Here is a 17,914-nt window from a genome sequence, read left to right on the forward strand (position 1 = left end):
AGATATGATAATAAAATTGCTAACGCCGTTTGAAAAAATGGTTAAAAGCATCACCTTTGATAATGGAACCGAATTTAATTATCATCATGCTATTGAGCATTATTTAAATACTACCGTGTACTTTGCGGAGCCTTATAAAAGCTGGCAAAGAGGCACAAATGAAAACACCAATGGCTTAATACGTCAGTTTATACCTAAGTCAGCGGCCATTTCATTAGTTGACGACAAACAGATAAAGAAAATACAATATCTATTGAACACACGCCCAAGAAAACGGCATAAGTTTAAAAGCCCTGCTGATTTTTATTCTAAGGAGCTAAGAAGAATTGCACTTCATGGTGTAATCTAGGAATTCATTATAGATTTTGAAAAGAATAACAAACGCAACTGAAACAGGCAATTTTATTAATTATGTGGATATCTCAAAAGCTACTGTAAATACCAAATTTTTAGCACAAAACTCACGTAGAAAATTACACTGCCTGTTATCGTGTTTTAAATTCAATAGGCGTCATATTGTAAATATCTTGATGTTTTATTAGATTACATTCTAATTCTTCTACTAAACTAACATTAATTTTCATTACCGACAAACTTTTCTGATTATTAATAAACTAACCAAATATTCATCTAACTAAATTCAGCCTTTATTTTCCACTATTGCAATTAGCCGGTATAATGCCAGCAATTTTATTGTTAAGTGGATTATACATGAAAACGCTATTTGCCAGTACATCTCGCGGACTTGAAGAGTTATTAAAAAAAGAGTTAGAACAAATTGGTGCAATTAATTGTAAAATTGCGCAAGGTGGTGTCTATTTTGATGCCGATGAAAAAACGCTATATCAATCATTATTGTGGTCACGTTTAGCATCTCGCATCTTGCTACCTATTGCCGAGTTCAACATCTATAGCGATTTGGATCTGTACTCTTGTGTGTTTAATATTAAATGGCCAGATATTTTTGCTGTTGATAACTCTTTCGTGATTAATTTTGTTGGCGTAAACGAGTTTATCCGTAATAGTCAATATGGTGCGCTAAAGATCAAAGATGCTATTGTCGATCACTTTTTACGTCATACCAACATACGCCCCAATGTGGCTAAGCAAGATCCAGATATTCGGCTTCATGCTTATTTAAATAAAAACCGTGTCACACTATCTTTAGATCTAAGTGGTAATAGTTTACATGAGCGTGGTTATCGAGAGCAAACAGGTAGAGCCCCACTAAAAGAAAGCCTAGCAGCAGCTATTATTATACGTTCTGGTTGGAAAACAAATGAGCCATTGCTCGATCCGATGTGTGGTTCAGGTACATTACTAATTGAAGCCGCAATGATCGCATCACAAATACCTCCCGGTTTACATCGTAAACAGTGGGGATTTTTTGCTTGGAAAGGCTTTAATCCGACATTGTGGAATGAATTACTTTTCACCGCAAAGCATAACGTATCCAAAATAAACACACCATTTATCGGTTATGATAATAATGCTACAGTACTTGAACGGGCCAAACAAAATGCCCTCCAAGCAGGTGTGGGAGATTTAATTACTTTTTCGATGCAAGATGTGACGCAACTGACCAATCCATTGCCAACTGAAACGGTAGGCATGATCATCAGTAATCCTCCTTATGGAGAACGCTTAGAAAGCGAACCTGCGCTTATTGCTTTGCATACGGCACTTGGTCGACAGATCAAACAAAATTTTGGTGGATGGCGATTATCATTATTTAGCGGTGCGCCACAATTGTTAGATTGCTTACAAATGAGAGCAGAAAGACAATTCAAAGCAAAAAATGGCCCTCTCGACTGTATACAAAAAAATTATGTCATTGCTAAGCGTAATACTGAAGAAGCAATCACAAATTCTACTATGCCTGCGGCTGATTTTGCTAACCGATTACGCAAAAATAAACAAAAGTTAGAAAAATGGGCTGCTCAAGAACAACTGGAATGTTATCGGCTTTATGATGCAGATTTGCCTGAATACAATGTCGCTATCGATCGTTATAAAGATAAAATAGTGATGCAAGAATACGCAGCGCCGAAAAACATCGATCCACAAAAAACTCGCCAACGGCTTTTTGATACTATAAATGCCACCATGTCAGTGCTTGAGCTTACCGCCGATCAGTTAGTATTAAAAACAAGAGAAAAGCAAAAAGGCAAACAGCAATACCAAAAACTAGGACAAAAACAGGACTATTTTTTAGTCCATGAATACCCGATTAATCAGCGCAAAACCACATTTTGGGTTAATGTGACCGATTATTTAGATACAGGATTGTTTTTAGATCATCGCTTAGCACGAAAAATGATTGGTGAAATGAGTGCAGGAAAAAACTTTCTAAACCTATTTGCCTATACAGGTAGTGCAACTGTTTATGCTGGACTTGGCGGAGCAAAATCAACCACCACGGTTGATATGTCTCGCACCTATTTAGAATGGGCAGATCGTAATTTAAAACAAAATGGTTTAACAGGTAAAAAACATCGATTAATTCAGGCGGATTGTTTGCTCTATTTATCTCAAGCTGATGAGCAATTCGATTTAATTTTTATCGATCCGCCCACATTTTCAAATTCAAAACGCATGAACGATACCTTTGATGTTCAACGTGATCATCTTAAATTGATGTCCGATTTAAAACGCTTGTTACGCCCTAATGGAACGATTATCTTTTCGAATAATAAGCGTGGTTTTAAAATGGATAGTATCGGTATGCAAAACCTAGGGCTAGTCTATCAAGAAATTACCAATAAAACGCTATCGCTTGATTTTAAGCGCAATAAACAAATTCACTGCTGTTTTATTGTAAAACATCAATAAACACAAACCGCCATAAGGCGGTTAATTTATTAACATTATGACCAAATAAAATATTCAACAAAATTAAAAACTTTACTGAGTATTTTTAATCAAAATTAAAGCATTTCAGCTGGAGTTGATTTGCTAAATAAATATATAAGCAGTAATCACTAATAATAAAATTCAATCCTGTAAAAAAGTTTCAGGAAACTATACGTTTTAGTACATTTTTCTCTTACCACCTTCTAAAAGAGTGATCTTAATCACAAAAATAAAAAATAGACCCATTTTAACAATGTGATACTCATCACAATTATCAATTTTTTTTAATGAATTGAATAACTAAATCCTTCTACAATAACAGCATGATGATTATACAATCAATAAGGAAAGTTTTATATTATGACAAGTTCAAACATCAAATTAAAAGTTCAAAATTTTGGACGATTTTTAAGTAATATGGTCATGCCAAATATCGGCGCATTTATTGCTTGGGGATTTATTACCGCTATTTTTATTCCAACGGGCTGGTACCCAAACGAAACCATTGCCAAGTTAGTTAGCCCGATGATCACTTACTTATTACCACTGTTGATTGGTTATACTGGCGGTAAATTAGTTCACGGTGAACGAGGCGCCGTTGTCGGTGCAATTACGACAATGGGGGTCATTGTTGGTGCAGATATTCCGATGTTCTTAGGTGCTATGATAGTCGGACCTCTTGGTGGCTGGGTAATAAAACAATTTGATAAAACCATAGACGGAAAAGTCAAAAGTGGCTTTGAAATGTTAGTCAATAATTTTTCAGCTGGTATTATTGGCATGCTACTTGCGTTGCTTTCTTTTTTTGCAATTGGACCTTCTGTCGTTGCTGCATCAAGTAAATTAACTCTTGCTGTTAATTTCTTAGTTGAGCACAACTTACTACCTTTAACTTCAATTATTATTGAACCTGCCAAGATTCTTTTCTTAAATAATGCAATTAACCACGGTATATTCTCACCATTAGGTATTCAACAAGCAGCAGAGCATTCTCAATCTATGTTCTTTTTAATCGAAGCAAATCCTGGTCCTGGATTAGGTTTATTACTTGCTTATATGTTGTTTGGTAAAGGTTCCGCAAAAAGTTCAGCCAGTGGTGCAGCAATCATTCATTTTTTTGGAGGAATTCATGAAATTTATTTCCCATATGTATTAATGAACCCTCGCCTTATTATTGCAGTGATTTTAGGTGGAATGACCGGAGTATTTACTTTAACACTATTTGGTGCTGGATTAAGTTCACCCGCATCACCAGGATCAATTATCGCCGTTCTTGCGGTCACTCCAAAATCATCAATGTTTGGCGTAATTATTTCTGTCATTGCGGCAACAATGGTTACTTTTATCGTTTCCGCTATTTTATTAAAAACCACCAAAGAAGCAGATAAAAGCCTTGAAGAGGCAAAATCGAATATTTCTGAAATGAAAAATGAATCAAAAGGAATTGTAAATGGTACACTTGATCTTACTAAAGTTAAAAAAATTATAGTGGCTTGTGACGCAGGAATGGGCTCAAGTGCTATGGGCGCAGGAGTATTACGCAAAAAAGTTCAAGATGCAGATTTGGATATTTTTGTCACTAATGTAGCAATTAATAATCTGCCTGATGATGTTGACATTGTTATTACACATAAAGACTTAACCGATCGAGCAAAACAACACGCACCAAATGCACATCATATTTCATTAACTAACTTTTTAGATAGTCAATTATATAGCCAACTCGTGGCGGATCTTTTAAGCTCTCAAGCAAATAATGAAGCAAGTGAAACAGTGCCTATAAGCAATCAATCGACTGATAATATTCCTCTATTTAAATTATCACAACAAAATATCTTTTTAGGGTTAACCGCTAAAAATAAAGAAGAAGCAATTCGTTTTGCAGGGCAAAAATTGGTTGATAATGGTTATGTCACACCAACTTACATTGAAGCAATGCTAGAGCGTGAAAAATTAACATCAACTTATTTAGGAGAATCAATAGCCGTTCCACATGGCACTATTGAATCAAAAGACGATGTTATTAAAACTGGTATCGTATTTTGCCAATACCCTGCTGGGGTTCAATTTGGTGATGAAGAAGATGATAAAGCAAAAATTGTGATTGGTATTGCTGCTCACAATAATGAACATCTTGATGTCATAGCAAAACTGACTAATGCATTAGATGATGAAACTATTATTGCAAAATTAGCAACGACAAATAATATTGAAGAAGTTTTAGCAATACTAAGTTAACCTATTTCTATTTCCCGCTTTACACGGGAAATAGAGTGAAATATTTCAAATTAAATTATAAAGTTAAGGATTATTATTATGCAAGCACTACACTTTGGCGCAGGTAACATTGGACGAGGTTTTATCGGCAAATTACTATCCGATGCTGGTGTACAAGTTACATTTGCTGATGTCAATCAGGAAATTATTGATGCCATCGCCACTCGTCATGAATATCCGGTAAATGTTGTTGGCGAGCAATCCACCACTGAGATAGTTAAAAATGTTGATGGAATTAATAGCACCTCTAATGAAGTGATCGATTATATTGCCAGCGTTGATTTACTCACCACTGCCGTTGGTCCACAAATTTTAGCGCGTATTGCTCCAACGATTGCCCAAGGAATTATTGCAAGACATAATCGAGGTAACAGTAAGCCACTTAATATTATTGCTTGTGAAAACATGGTAGGAGGTACCAGCCAATTTAAACAAGAAATCTTTAAAGAGCTACCAGAAGAAATTCAACAATGGACAAACACCCATATCGGTTTTGTCGATTCTGCAGTGGATCGTATTGTACCACCTGCAACATCAAAAACAGGCGATATACTAGAAGTGACTGTTGAGACTTTCTCGGAATGGATTGTTGATGAAACACAATTTGTAGGCATTATTCCAACCATTAAAGGCATGCAACCCGTTGATAATTTAATGGCTTTTGTGGAACGTAAGTTATTTACACTTAATACTGGTCACGCAATAACTGCTTATTTAGGATTTTATAATGGTATTGGCACAATACGTGATGCAATTCTAGATGAACGTATTCGTTTAATTGTACGCGGAGCCATGGAAGAGAGCGGGTTAGTACTTATTAAACGTTACAATTTTGATGAGCAAAAACACATGGCATATATTGAAAAAATATTATCCCGCTTTGAAAATCCTTATTTACAGGATGATACTGCACGTGTTGGTCGTCAGCCAATTCGTAAATTAGGTGCAAACGATCGTTTAATAAAACCATTGCTTGGCACCTTTGAATATCAAGTTAAAAATACTAACTTACTAATTGGAGTTGCTGCTGCGCTTAACTATCGTAATAATGATGATGAGCAAGCAGTTAAACTAGAAAAGCTCATTACTGAAAAAGGCGTTAAACAAGCTTTTTGTGAAATCTCTGGTATTGACATTAAGAATTCTATTGTTATGAAGGTTGAAGAAATTTATACTGCAATGCAAGATCATCAATTTGTATAATTCTCAATGTCAGAATCGATATTACAAGAAGATATAATATTAGAAAAACTCAACCAGCAAGCTGATATTCACAGCTTGCTGAAAGTTGCCATTAAATTAATTAATGATAATGTCAACAAATTGATTCTTAAGGTCTTTCGAAAAGAACCTCACGCCATTAAATTTGTCATTCCCTCATTGGTGGGTAAAAATGGACCTCTCAATGATACTTCAGTGTGCCTAAAACTGCTTTATGCGTTGGGTATTATTTCTCGTGAGGATTACGAAGATATAGAGCTACTGATTGCTGTTTTGGACGAACTGGAGCTAGACGACAAACAATACACTTATTTAGATGATGAAATTTTAGGTCCTATTAGCTTATTACATGATATGGTATTACCTCCAAGTTTTGAATCGCAACACGAAAAAGTAAAACAATCAGGTATTGTCGATACTTTAAAATCTTCCATTTACCAAAACCGTTATCAACAAATGATACGCTCGGCACTTATCATCGCTATCACAGAATTAACGATTCGAATCATTAATAAACAAAAGGTTGACTATTTTCCATAACAATATTGATTGTATAGAGTGATACGAGCTTTGAATTGAGATGCGGCATAATAAAAATATATTTAGCGATTCAGAAGATAGAAAACAAAAACTTAAACGTTTTATTAATTTTTGTAATACTGTTGAACCGCATAAAGCAATTTTTGAAAAAACGCCTTATGAGTTTTTAGAGAATTATTTTTACCATTAAATGTAAATAACTCGGCATTTTCCTACATTTACCATATCACCAACAATTATTTATAAGGATATGAATGAAAAGAACAATTTTTTACTTGGCGTTGATGTTATTGTCGAATTTTATTCCGAGCACATCATTAGCCTATGACTTTATTCTTAACAAATACGATCCCAATGTTATAAAAACTGGCGAATACTCGCATTTCTACACAGATCCACTTACAGATACAAAAATATCCTTGCCAGCTAATAAATATAGTGCAATGAAAGTTTTCTTTCTTGATAAATTTATGGAAAAGGATTGTTTATTTCATCAGGTTAGTCTAGAAAATGGTGAAATTTTTTATTTAAAAGAATATTGTTCTTTAAAAGAAATTGAATTTAATGCATTCACATACCTAATTCCATCTAATCAATACAGCGAAATAGAGAAAAATATACAGAATTTAAAAAAAATAAGAATTCCTAATCTAAACGATGTTGTAGTTAAAACCGTAACTGCCACAAAAGATAATATTTATGAAGTTATTTTTTCAAATGGGTTACAAATACAAAAAGAATATCTCAATGATTTTCTCAATTTATGCAAACAAATCACAAATCCAGATGATTTAAAATTATTAATTCATTATATGAAAAAACACAAACTGTCTTTTACAACAGGTTATCGCTATGGCATTAAAAATTTATTATCAATGGACAATTCAAAATCAGCTATAAAAATTGACATATTTATTGAGGAAAATCTAGAGGTTGTTCCCGTAGTAGATATTACATATAAAAGCACTAAGCATATTTATATTGAAAGGTTTACTATCAATCAAAATAGGGCAACATATTCTTTTATTGAGCCAAGTTGTTACACTATCAAAACTGATAATGAGCCTCCACCACTTTCAACATATGAGATATTGTTCGGCGAAAAAAAAATCAGCGAGCAACAAGAAGTAATTAAAAACTGTCGTTTCTATTTGGATAAAAAGATAACAGATTATATAAAATGGCTTAATGGTAAAAAAAGTGTAGAAATGGTATTCTATGGAAATAAACAAGAAGTCAGCCAAAAAATAACAAGAAAAAATATTGTCCAATTAAAAGATATGATAACTATCAATGAATTAATAACTAAATACTTAAAACTATCATTATTAAACATAAAACAAGATGAAGATGAAGATGAAGAAGCTGATGATTAGTGTTAGTTTACCAATTCCGAAGCTAATTTTGTCTTATCATCAATATCGACAAAAGGATAGCTATGATGGTAATCAATATGAGCTGCAATATTTTTATCAATCCAATATAAAAACCTAACTAGAAGCACATAGTTGATTATTATGGCCATATCGGTTTTAATGCGCATCCTTAAGTTTGGATTTTAAGTGATAATTAAAATGAGAATCATATTAGCATCAACATCTGTATCCCGTAAAAAAGTGCTTGAAAAATTAGCTATTCCTTTTGAGTGTGTACCGCCAATTTGTGACGAAACGCCGCTAGCTAGAGAATCAGCTAAGCACTTGGTGGTTCGGCTAGCTGAACTTAAAGCCCAATCATTAGCAACGCAGTTTACTGATAGTTTAATTATTGGTTCTGATCAAGTTGGTGTATTAGACGGTAATATTGTTTGCAAACCGCATACAGTTGATAATGCCCGTAAACAGCTTCGACAAAGCAGCGGTAAAGCTTTCTATTTTTATACTGGTATGACAGTAATTAATACCAAAACACAACAACAAACCACTATTTGCGAACCATTCAAGGTGACTTTTCGGCATTTAACTGATTCAGAAATTGATGCCTACATTAGCAAAGAGAGGCCACTACAATGTGCTGGTAGTTTTAAATGTGATGAACTGGGCATCACCCTGTTTGATAAACTTGAAGGTAATGATATTAATTCATTAGTTGGGTTGCCATTATTAAAACTCAATAAAATCATGATCGATATGGGTTGTAATCCACTTTTAATATAAAAATTCAGTTAATAAATAAACCCATTAATCAATAAATCGCCCTCCTGACATTTTCATAACTTTTTGGCTATAACGAGCAACATCATGATCATGAGTTACAACTAATAACGCTGTACCTTGTTGATGAATTTCAGACAGCAATAGCATAATTTCGGCAGCGCTTTCTTCATCAAGAGCACTTGTTGGCTCATCAGCAATAATCATTTGTGGTTTACAAATCAGTGCTCTCAATATCGCAATACGGCGCATTTCACCGCCCGACATATTAGCTGGGTATGCATCTTGCAAATGGCTTATTTTGGTTTTTTCAAGCAACCTCTTAGCTTCATTTAAGGGATTTTGATTTGCTCGCTTGGTTAAATAAAAAGGCAGTCGAATATTATCAATTGCTGTTAAATTAGGTAGTAAACTGCTACCTTGAGGAATATAACCAATATGCTGATTGCGAAAGGCAGATACTTGCTGATCATTAAGATCAAACAAATTTGTATTATTAATAGTGATTTTTCCTTGCGTTGGTGTAAGTAAACCCGCAATCATATTTAGCAAAGTGGTTTTACCACTGCCTGATTTACCCATAATGCAAATAAAGTCATCTTTTGCCATTGAAAAACTAACATTATTCACAGCTGAAAAGGTTTGTTGCCCTCTTGTGTAATCTTTACGTAGGTTTTTAACATTCAGTAACATTATTCGCCCTCTCTAAGGGTACTATAAGTATCAAATTTAGTCATAGATAAGGCACTATAGATACTTGATAAAGGTCCTATAATTAGCGTAAGAATAAAAACAACAATTGCATATAATAATGCATCAAATAGTGAGATATTTACACACGGCAAACCAATAGATTGGCAGATCAATAAGCTAAATGCATAAAGTAATACCGAGGCGATAACAATGCCACTAATTCCACCTAATGCACTAATAATTAAAGATTCACGAAGCAACATTTTGACTAAATCACGCCGTGAAGCGCCTAATATTCGTAATAAGCTAATTTCACGCTTGCGTTCATTTAAGCTTGAAGAAAATATCACAAAAATCACAATAATAGCTAAAACCCAAAAAATAGCCGATAGGCTATATACAATAGTTGAAAAGCTAGTTAACCATTTTGATATATTACTTAACATACCTTTGGTCATAATAAAATCAATATTATAGTCAATGGCGTATCTGGACATAATTTGATTAACAATATCTTTAGGTTGATAATCTGAATTGACCTTAATGAAAATCGACGAGGCATAATCAGCAAAATGGTCGACATCCCCTTCAATTAATTTTGCATTTTTCATTAATGATTGGGCTGCCGACATAGTCATAAAGACAGAGGTATCAAATCCCATCCCTGTGCTATCCATTTTAGCAATAATTTTAAAAGGATGATTAAAAAATAAGATTTCATCGCCCACATCAGAACTAATTTTAGAACCAACAACGACTTGATTATCAGTAAGTGGCTCTGAAAGTTGTGATTGTAACCAAGGCTTAATTATAAAATCAGTATGCTGTTCAAAACCAATTAATTGGACTTTAGACGAACAACATCCTGCATTTAATGAAGCAATAAATAGCTGAGGTGAAATGGCCTCAATACCTTTGATACCTTTTATTTTATCAATCAAATCTACTTTTAAATAAAAAGTACTCGGTTCACCTCGCAATAAAGCAACCTCCATATTTTTTTCGTAACCATTAGGTACAATAAGAATATCAGCACCTAACCTGTTAGCCATGCCTGAAATACCAAGGCTGAGATTTTTCATCAGTATACTTCCACCAAACAAAGTCGCCGAAAAAAGCGTAATGATAATAATCAAACAGCAACTTCTAAACGGTCGCCGCTGAATATTTCGCCATGCTAAATTTGCCATGGTGATCGGTTTTTCGCACATATTGACTTCCCTGCTTGTTGGATTTAAATGTTATACCTATATCTGGTAAAGATAAGTGTGGTCTTTGTTTGCTAACAAAACTCTATCAATTTTTCGTTGTTTTATTTAAGTAATAGATGTTAATAACAGCGACAATAAATAATAAACCTGATAATAAAACTAAGGCCGGTTTAGACCCCATATTGCATCGCATCATTTCATTACCGCAAACACCAATTAGAATTGTTGGTATAGCTGCCGCTAATAAAGAAATACACGCAAGTGCCATACTTAATCCTATTCGCACAAAAGCAGTACGGCTAATTAGTAGCAATGCACCAATGGCTATCACTAAACAACCAATGCCAATTTCAGCTCTTGCTGTCCAAAAACATTTCATGATTTTTCCTGTGCCACTATGTATATGCCCGTTATGTGCTACCTCGCTACTAGCGTGATTCAATGTATCAATGGGCATGGTTACAACGTCTGGAAGAGGACAAACTGGCAATATATATAATGGAAATAAGATAATTAATACTCCAATAATAATAAAGATACTTGATGAAATAAGACGGTTTTTCATATATAACAACCTTCAGTTGATTAATTATCAATTACACGTGCAACCTTGCCGTGCTCCAGTACTACGGTAGTTTGTGCATGTTTTGACACTTCTAGTGAGTGAGTAACTACAATAATGGTACTGCCTTCTTTGTGCAGTTCATGTAATAAATTCATGACCATCGCTTCGTTGCTTTCATCTAAATTACCAGTTGGCTCATCAGCCAAAATCAGTTTTGGATAGTTAATCAATGCTCTAGCAATACAAACACGTTGCTGTTCACCACCTGATAACTGCCTAGGTAAATGTTTAGCTCGAGCAGCAAGCCCAACACGTTCAAGTGCTTGCATAGCCTCTTTTTCGTCAACCATACTATGATAATATTGAGCAAGCATGACGTTTTCTAGTGCGGTTAAATACGATACTAAATGAAATTGTTGAAAGATTAGACCTATCTTATCTCGACGTATTTCGGTTAATTCTGACAAAGAAAGCTGAGTAATATCTTGCCCGTCTAAAATAACTGAACCAAGTGAAGGTTTATCCATACAGCCTATGATATTCATCAAAGTTGTTTTACCACTACCAGAAGGTCCCATAATCGATAACCATTTACCTTCTTCGACTGTTAAATTCACTTCAGAAAGTGCATGAAGAGAACCATAAATTTTAGACACATTTTTTACTTCGAGCATATTCATACTTTATATCCTATTCACCGCGTAATACTAACGCAGGCTCTACTTCAAGAGCTCGTTTTACCGGAATTAAACACGCAATTACCGTTACTATCACTGAGATAATGATAGTGGTTGGGATCAGATAAAACTCAATAATAATTGAACGTCCAAACACATTGGTACTAATAATTTGAGCAAAGATAAGCCCGCATATCGCCCCAATAATGCCACCAATAACACCTAAAACTAATCCTTCAGCTAAAAACTCTTCTGCAATACTTTTATTGTTGGCTCCTATCGCTTTTTTAAGACCAATTTCTTTACGACGCTCCATTACCACTGTCATCATAGTGGTAGCTACACAAATCATGGTAAGAACGAGTACAACAAAAGTAACTAAATAGAGTAACGAGGACAGTTTGCCTAATACAGATGCTTCTGACTTTGTCACCCATTTAATTAAATGAGGTTCTACTGTTGTCATTTGTTTTTTTATTTTTTCAATGTACTGTTTTAATTCTGTTTCCGTAGCGGCAATGCTTACTTCAACAACTTCGGCTTGCTCGCTTTCTTCAAGTAATTCTTCTAAATCGTGCAGATCAACAAAAATAAAGTTATCTTCGGAACGTCCAGTTTTAACAATACCTGTAACGGTGAGTTCTTCATCAAAACGAGAATCTTGTTTAGATTTGCCGGAAATCGGCATAGTGCTACCAATGTTTAATTTAGCAAAGTTAGCAATATCAGTACCAATCATTATTTCATGTGAATTTTGTGGTATTGAACCTTCAATAGACCAATAAGGGCTTGTTTTTACCACTTGTTTAAAATCGGTCCCCACAATAGTATAAGGTTGCTGATTACTACGAATTGAATTATAACGAAATGGAGTAACACCGAGTAATTTATCTTCTGGTAAAAAGGTAACTGCTTTATTAACCTCTGTCATTGCTACCGTTGATTGATTATTGGCTGGTAGTAGTAAAAGATTTGCACCATAAGAACGGAATTCTTGTCCCATTTGCCGTGGTATATCATAACAAAGTGTGATCATACCAAGAAGAACCGTTGCTCCAATAGCAACGCCAAGCAAGGCAATGGCAATGCGAGAACGGCGTCGGATAAGTGAACTTAACACGGTTTTAATTATAAAGCGCCTATTTTTATTGATCATGAGACTTACCTTTCACCTTATCGACCATGTAGCACATCAGTTGGACGCAAAAACATCATAATACGTAATGCAGGTAAACTACCTAAAAAAGTAATTAAGACCACCATAATTAGGGCTAAAGGAATAATTATCATCTTAGGCTCAACAAAAGAACCAAACACTGTATGACCAATAATTTGCGCAAAACCAAAACCAATAAAGTAACCAAAAAATCCACCAAGTAAGGCAATAATAAAGATTTCAGTTAATATTAGCATTGCAACAGCTGTATTAGTTGCACCAAGCGCTTTTAATAGACCAATTTCGGTACTGCGCTCTATAACGTTAGCAGTAACCAAATTCGAAATAGCAAGCGCCGAACAAATCAATGATAAGATAGTTAGTAATAACATTAGTAATTGTGTTTTTTGTAAAATGGAGCCTTCTGACTCAGCAACTTGCATAATAGCTTTCACACGCACATCGGGCATTAACTCTTCTAGCTGGTATGCAATTGAGCTAATATAAGCAGTGCAATACCATGTATCCCATTCTGTTCTAGATAAACTGTTTGGATCTTGCGCTGCTTTACGAGCTAATTCGTTTTCTGGAGTGGTTAATGCACTAACCTCAACACGTTCAACCAGTCCTGATTTATCTACAATATTTTGAGCAACAGGCAATGATACATAGATCCGCGTATCTTCAGCACCACCACTATGAAAAATATTGTTAATAGTTAATGTAAACTTTTTGTTTGTTTTCGTTGAAATTATATCTATCGTATCGCCTAGCTTTAGATTCCACTGTTTGGCTACAGATTCACCCACCATAGCTCCTTGCAAATTATCATCGGTCATGGTGTTTCCTTCAATTGTCCACCATGATTTCATAGCTAACATACCGGTATTAACTTGATCTCCTGTTGGAATATTAAGTTGTTTATTGAACCAAGTACCAACAACTGTAATCGGTTTATCGTTAAAGGTGGCTTGCGTCGTTAGGAAAGGGGCAAAATCAACAATATTATAAGCCCAAAAAATCATCTTAATTTTAACAAGTTCTTCTTCTTTAATATACTGCACAGCTTGCCCACTATCATTGTTATCAAGCTGGTACATTTCATTAATGACAGCACTACCACGAGGAACGATATTGAGATTAGCACCATAGGCTTTTAGCTCTTGATTCACCTTATCACCTACGTCAAACATTACATTTAGCATAGCAGTAGCAAGCGAAACACCCAATGCAACCGTTAAGGCAATAAGAAAAAGTTTCTTTTTTTGGCGAATTAAAACACTTAATAACATTCTACAAAACATACAATATTCCTTTTAATACGCTTTTATTTGAAACGACTTTTCTCTGCTTCAAGGTTAGCTGGACGAATCACCATATTGCCGTCAATAATTTCGTATTTAAGTGGAACAGGGTTACATCCTCCTGAAAATCCAATCGTTGCAATGTTCATTACTACATCGCACAAAATACAAACGACTTGATCACCGCGTTGGTAGTAACCACTTGCACCACAAATATCACAAGCATCAAAACCTACACCATAAGCATTATCGCTTTTTTTAATAACAATAAAGCGAACTAAAGTTCCATCTGTTGCTTGATAACCATAACGATGTAAATTACCGTCGTTCACTTTATCGAGAGGGATAACAATTAAACCATCAGCATTAGGCGATATAGGCTCTGCCGGTGTAAGTTCTACGCCTTTTTCAAAAATGTAACGTGCGCGCGTCACAGTATATGCGGTTATTGCTGTACCAGCCATAATCATTAGGGCAGATCTTCTATCGCTACGTAATTGTGCTTTAAGTTTACGAATTTGAGCAGGGTTATTACCCACTAACGAAGTTGTTTTTGATTTGATATACAAAACAATGGCTAAACAAAGCACAATTGCCATGAAAATAAAGATAAAGAAATTAACATGACCAAGAATAAAAATAACCAACTCCATCATCCATGGTTGGGATGAAATAAAACGCCTAACAATTAAAATTTGTAGAATATTAATACTATTTTGAATAGTGAAAATAATAATTGACAGTGAAGTAATAGCAAAAATAAATTTTGTCGATAATCGTCCACATATACGGAAAGTAAATAGCCCAGTTAACAAGATTATAAGTAAAGCAAATCCATAACCAACCCATTTAAACAAGTAATCATTATTAAAAATAGAGTCCATTCCGACAGAAAATTCGAATGGATAGAGCATTAAATTAGGTAAAGACTGTGCACTTATCAAACCAATACTTAGCACAAATAACATTGTAAAAAAGAATTTACCAGTTCGATTATGGGTGGATTTTTGCAAGCAAATAGCAACAATCAACGGTATAGCAATAATAACCCAAGGTATGATCACTCCAAGATCATAATATTCACGAACAGCAAACCCTGTGTTGCGTTTTAAAATGGCATAAATCAATGCAGCAATAAAGCCCAATACAAAACCAAACAAAATAATTTTTTTAATATGATGAGGCGTGGATCTTATAATTGCAGCGCTCAGTAATGCCATCATCATTGCTGGAACGAAAGTATTATCGGTAATATTGATAAGGTATTGAAGCATATTCATTGCCTAACTATTGCAAATATTATTGGTGAGCATAATGCTCACCAATAACTGATTATTAATTATTTAATATAATTAGTTATTTTAAAATCATTACCATGCGCGTGGAATGTAATCAAAGTCCCAAGAGACTTCGATAGGTTTGCTCCAAAATCGTCCTTCCACACCTGTTTCTTTATCAACATGTAGTAAATAACCTTGTTTTTCTGGATTTTCAATCATAAATGTTACTTTATATTTACCAGCACCATCTAGTTTTATATTATTACCATAGTGAGGACCATCAGATGCATTCATTGGCATAAAGTTACCTTCAATCACTTTATCACTGCCTTGCTTTTGAATTTTATATTTTACAGTTAAGTAAGGAACAAAATCACCTACACCATAACCTAAGTTATTACCTTCTGCAGCTGAAATATCAGCTTCAATGTGCATGTCTGATTTTGAGGCTGGTAAACCACCCATACCAGCGGGTTCCATATCAACAGGTTGGAAATAAACAGCACCAATGTGTAATGGCCCCACGGTTACTTCATCACCAATTGGAAACTCTTCAAATCCTTTTTGTTCGCCAGGTGCTGGTGCTGCTGCATGAACGAATGAAGATAAGGCAAGTATTGAAGCAATACCTGCTGATAAAACTAATTTTTTCATTGAAAACTCCTTCTCTTAGTTTTTGAAAATTTATTACACTTGTTTTTTGGGGTATTAGCACAACTCAGTTTTTCAATCCGCATTTATGCAATTTTAAGCAAATAAGCAATATTAATAATTATTGCTTTTTACAACTATGTTTAGCTTTGTAATATATGACAGAAACTACTACAATAAATACCATAATTATTTGTGGAACTAATGTCTCGACTGTTGGATAAATACCTAAAACTTCGACAGAATGTATAAAATCAACAGAGGTAACTGGGATCATATCTGCCTCTTGTAATTCTTTTACTCCACCACCGGCAAAAGCTATTGCCATGATATACATCAAAATACTAGTGCCAATAAAGAATGGACGAATTGGTAATTTCATGGTACCAAAACGAATAACGACAAAAATAATCGCAAGAATTATCGTTCCAATAGCTAGCCCATACCAAACCATATCCATGTGTTCTTTAGCTTCAACTAGCATTGCTTGGTAAAACAAGATGGTTTCAGCTCCTTCTCGAAAAACAGCTAAAAAGGCAGCAAAACCCAAGGCAAAGCGACTACCAGATGACACTGCAGTTTGTACCTTTTCTTCAACATAGCTTTTCCAAGCCTCAGCTTCTGCCTTTGAAAACATCCAATTACTAATAAAAAATAGTACAACTGTTGCCAAGAGCATAGCAATTCCTTCAATAATTTCTTGATTTGCGCCGCTAATATCAAACACAGTATGAAGAGCAATTGCCGCTAAAATACTGGCAAAAATAGCTACAAGTGAGCTCATATAAACTACTTTTACCATGGCAAGATGTCCAGAACGAACCAAATAAGCTGAAATTGCCGCAATCACTAAAATCGCTTCCAGTCCTTCCCTAAAAATGATAATAAACGAAGCTAACAGAATGCTCCAACCGCTCTCTTGCTTACCATCTAGTTCGTTAGCATCTTCATGTAACATTTTTAAAATAGTATCAATTTCGTTTCTAACGACTTTGTTCGATGCCCTATCGGTCATTAAGCGCTTAATTTTGGCAAATTGATATTCGGTATCGGTTCCCCGTTTACCCGAAATATAAGACATAACCGCACGCTCAACCCCATGCTTTTCATAAAAGCCAAAATAGGCATTATTAACTCGAGCTTTAGCACGCTCAACATCTTTCATAAAATAGATATCATATGCGTCATTTAAGATGGTATCCATTTCGTCAACAATAGCATTCCAACTTTCGTATTTTTTTCCGGCAGCATAAGATGATGGAGCCAAAACCATTAAACTTCCAATAAGGAGCAAAGCAAGTGTTAAAAATCGTTTCATATCCTGACTTTACCT

General features: G+C 34.7%; 16 protein-coding genes. 7 read left to right on the forward strand and 9 right to left on the reverse strand.

Annotation, left to right across the window (positions count from 1 at the left end; all coding sequences use genetic code 11):
* The 7 genes from A9G37_RS05830 to A9G37_RS05860 all read left to right on the forward strand — a co-directional run.
* The coding region (locus A9G37_RS05830) for an IS30 family transposase (RefSeq protein WP_141671088.1) at nt 1–349 on the forward strand (349 nt) is incomplete at its 5' end.
* A gap of 362 nt (nt 350–711) precedes the next feature.
* Complete coding sequence (gene rlmKL, locus A9G37_RS05835; protein ID WP_065574923.1) at nt 712–2,832, forward strand: bifunctional 23S rRNA (guanine(2069)-N(7))-methyltransferase RlmK/23S rRNA (guanine(2445)-N(2))-methyltransferase RlmL; 2,121 nt, start codon at nt 712–714, stop codon at nt 2,830–2,832.
* A 381-nt stretch (nt 2,833–3,213) separates the two neighbouring features.
* Nucleotides 3,214–5,091: a PTS mannitol transporter subunit IICBA gene (locus A9G37_RS05840; protein WP_034912183.1), complete on the forward strand. Its 1,878-nt coding sequence runs from the start codon at nt 3,214–3,216 to the stop codon at nt 5,089–5,091.
* A gap of 78 nt (nt 5,092–5,169) precedes the next feature.
* A complete protein-coding gene (locus A9G37_RS05845) occupies nt 5,170–6,333 on the forward strand; it encodes a mannitol-1-phosphate 5-dehydrogenase (RefSeq protein ID WP_034912188.1) in 1,164 nt (387 codons plus the stop codon).
* 6 nt (nt 6,334–6,339) lie between these two features.
* A complete protein-coding gene (locus tag A9G37_RS05850; RefSeq protein ID WP_034912191.1) occupies nt 6,340–6,891 on the forward strand; it encodes an MltR family transcriptional regulator in 552 nt (183 codons plus the stop codon).
* Between the two features lie 254 nt (nt 6,892–7,145).
* Nucleotides 7,146–8,267: a hypothetical protein gene (locus A9G37_RS05855; RefSeq protein ID WP_065574903.1), complete on the forward strand. Its 1,122-nt coding sequence runs from the start codon at nt 7,146–7,148 to the stop codon at nt 8,265–8,267.
* Between the two features lie 198 nt (nt 8,268–8,465).
* Entirely contained in the window at nt 8,466–9,047 is a 582-nt protein-coding gene (locus A9G37_RS05860) for a Maf family protein (RefSeq protein WP_065574904.1), read from the forward strand.
* 24 nt (nt 9,048–9,071) lie between these two features.
* Here the strand turns inward: A9G37_RS05860 and A9G37_RS05865 are convergent, their stop codons facing one another.
* The 9 genes from A9G37_RS05865 to A9G37_RS05905 all read right to left on the reverse strand — a co-directional run bounded on the left by A9G37_RS05865 (nt 9,072) and on the right by A9G37_RS05905 (nt 17,899).
* Complete coding sequence (locus A9G37_RS05865; RefSeq protein ID WP_065574905.1) at nt 9,072–9,737, reverse strand: ABC transporter ATP-binding protein; 666 nt, start codon at nt 9,735–9,737, stop codon at nt 9,072–9,074.
* Nucleotides 9,737–10,948 (reverse strand): ABC transporter permease, encoded by a 1,212-nt coding sequence (locus A9G37_RS05870; RefSeq protein WP_065574906.1) that lies wholly within the window; start codon nt 10,946–10,948, stop codon nt 9,737–9,739. The genes A9G37_RS05865 and A9G37_RS05870 overlap by 1 nt, the downstream gene beginning before the upstream one ends.
* Nucleotides 10,949–11,033: 85 nt before the next feature.
* Nucleotides 11,034–11,513, reverse strand: coding sequence for a DUF4418 family protein (locus A9G37_RS05875; protein WP_065574907.1), 480 nt, complete (start codon nt 11,511–11,513; stop codon nt 11,034–11,036).
* A gap of 20 nt (nt 11,514–11,533) precedes the next feature.
* Nucleotides 11,534–12,193 (reverse strand): ABC transporter ATP-binding protein, encoded by a 660-nt coding sequence (locus A9G37_RS05880; RefSeq protein WP_065561315.1) that lies wholly within the window; start codon nt 12,191–12,193, stop codon nt 11,534–11,536.
* 10 nt (nt 12,194–12,203) lie between these two features.
* A complete protein-coding gene (locus tag A9G37_RS05885) occupies nt 12,204–13,346 on the reverse strand; it encodes an ABC transporter permease (protein ID WP_065574908.1) in 1,143 nt (380 codons plus the stop codon).
* A gap of 17 nt (nt 13,347–13,363) precedes the next feature.
* Entirely contained in the window at nt 13,364–14,650 is a 1,287-nt protein-coding gene (locus A9G37_RS05890; RefSeq protein WP_065574909.1) for an ABC transporter permease, read from the reverse strand.
* 23 nt (nt 14,651–14,673) lie between these two features.
* Nucleotides 14,674–15,924 (reverse strand): Fe-S-containing protein, encoded by a 1,251-nt coding sequence (locus A9G37_RS05895; protein WP_065561318.1) that lies wholly within the window; start codon nt 15,922–15,924, stop codon nt 14,674–14,676.
* Nucleotides 15,925–16,020: 96 nt separating this feature from the next.
* Nucleotides 16,021–16,584 carry an iron transporter gene (locus tag A9G37_RS05900; RefSeq protein WP_034943540.1) on the reverse strand — a complete coding sequence of 188 codons (564 nt, stop codon included), beginning with the start codon at nt 16,582–16,584 and terminating at the stop codon, nt 16,021–16,023.
* Between the two features lie 118 nt (nt 16,585–16,702).
* Nucleotides 16,703–17,899, reverse strand: coding sequence for an FTR1 family iron permease (locus tag A9G37_RS05905; protein ID WP_065561320.1), 1,197 nt, complete (start codon nt 17,897–17,899; stop codon nt 16,703–16,705).
* Between the last annotated feature and the right edge of the window lie 15 nt (nt 17,900–17,914).

Source organism: Gilliamella sp. GillExp13 (assembly GCF_001690815.1).
GTDB classification, from domain to species: domain Bacteria; phylum Pseudomonadota; class Gammaproteobacteria; order Enterobacterales; family Orbaceae; genus Gilliamella; species Gilliamella bombi.

What these genes read in the sequence shown, in the direction of transcription:
- A9G37_RS05890 (WP_065574909.1), bottom strand. Translation starts at nt 14,650, where the DNA reads ATGTTTTGTAGAATGTTATTAAGTGTTTTAATTCGCCAAAAAAAGAAA.
- A9G37_RS05905 (WP_065561320.1), bottom strand. Translation starts at nt 17,899, where the DNA reads ATGAAACGATTTTTAACACTTGCTTTGCTCCTTATTGGAAGTTTAATG.
- A9G37_RS05865 (WP_065574905.1), bottom strand. Translation starts at nt 9,737, where the DNA reads ATGTTACTGAATGTTAAAAACCTACGTAAAGATTACACAAGAGGGCAA.
- A9G37_RS05845 (WP_034912188.1), top strand. Translation starts at nt 5,170, where the DNA reads ATGCAAGCACTACACTTTGGCGCAGGTAACATTGGACGAGGTTTTATC.
- A9G37_RS05885 (WP_065574908.1), bottom strand. Translation starts at nt 13,346, where the DNA reads ATGATCAATAAAAATAGGCGCTTTATAATTAAAACCGTGTTAAGTTCA.
- A9G37_RS05880 (WP_065561315.1), bottom strand. Translation starts at nt 12,193, where the DNA reads ATGAATATGCTCGAAGTAAAAAATGTGTCTAAAATTTATGGTTCTCTT.
- A9G37_RS05840 (WP_034912183.1), top strand. Translation starts at nt 3,214, where the DNA reads ATGACAAGTTCAAACATCAAATTAAAAGTTCAAAATTTTGGACGATTT.
- A9G37_RS05850 (WP_034912191.1), top strand. Translation starts at nt 6,340, where the DNA reads ATGTCAGAATCGATATTACAAGAAGATATAATATTAGAAAAACTCAAC.
- A9G37_RS05855 (WP_065574903.1), top strand. Translation starts at nt 7,146, where the DNA reads ATGAAAAGAACAATTTTTTACTTGGCGTTGATGTTATTGTCGAATTTT.
- A9G37_RS05900 (WP_034943540.1), bottom strand. Translation starts at nt 16,584, where the DNA reads ATGAAAAAATTAGTTTTATCAGCAGGTATTGCTTCAATACTTGCCTTA.
- A9G37_RS05860 (WP_065574904.1), top strand. Translation starts at nt 8,466, where the DNA reads ATGAGAATCATATTAGCATCAACATCTGTATCCCGTAAAAAAGTGCTT.
- A9G37_RS05870 (WP_065574906.1), bottom strand. Translation starts at nt 10,948, where the DNA reads ATGTGCGAAAAACCGATCACCATGGCAAATTTAGCATGGCGAAATATT.
- A9G37_RS05895 (WP_065561318.1), bottom strand. Translation starts at nt 15,924, where the DNA reads ATGCTTCAATACCTTATCAATATTACCGATAATACTTTCGTTCCAGCA.
- rlmKL (WP_065574923.1), top strand. Translation starts at nt 712, where the DNA reads ATGAAAACGCTATTTGCCAGTACATCTCGCGGACTTGAAGAGTTATTA.
- A9G37_RS05875 (WP_065574907.1), bottom strand. Translation starts at nt 11,513, where the DNA reads ATGAAAAACCGTCTTATTTCATCAAGTATCTTTATTATTATTGGAGTA.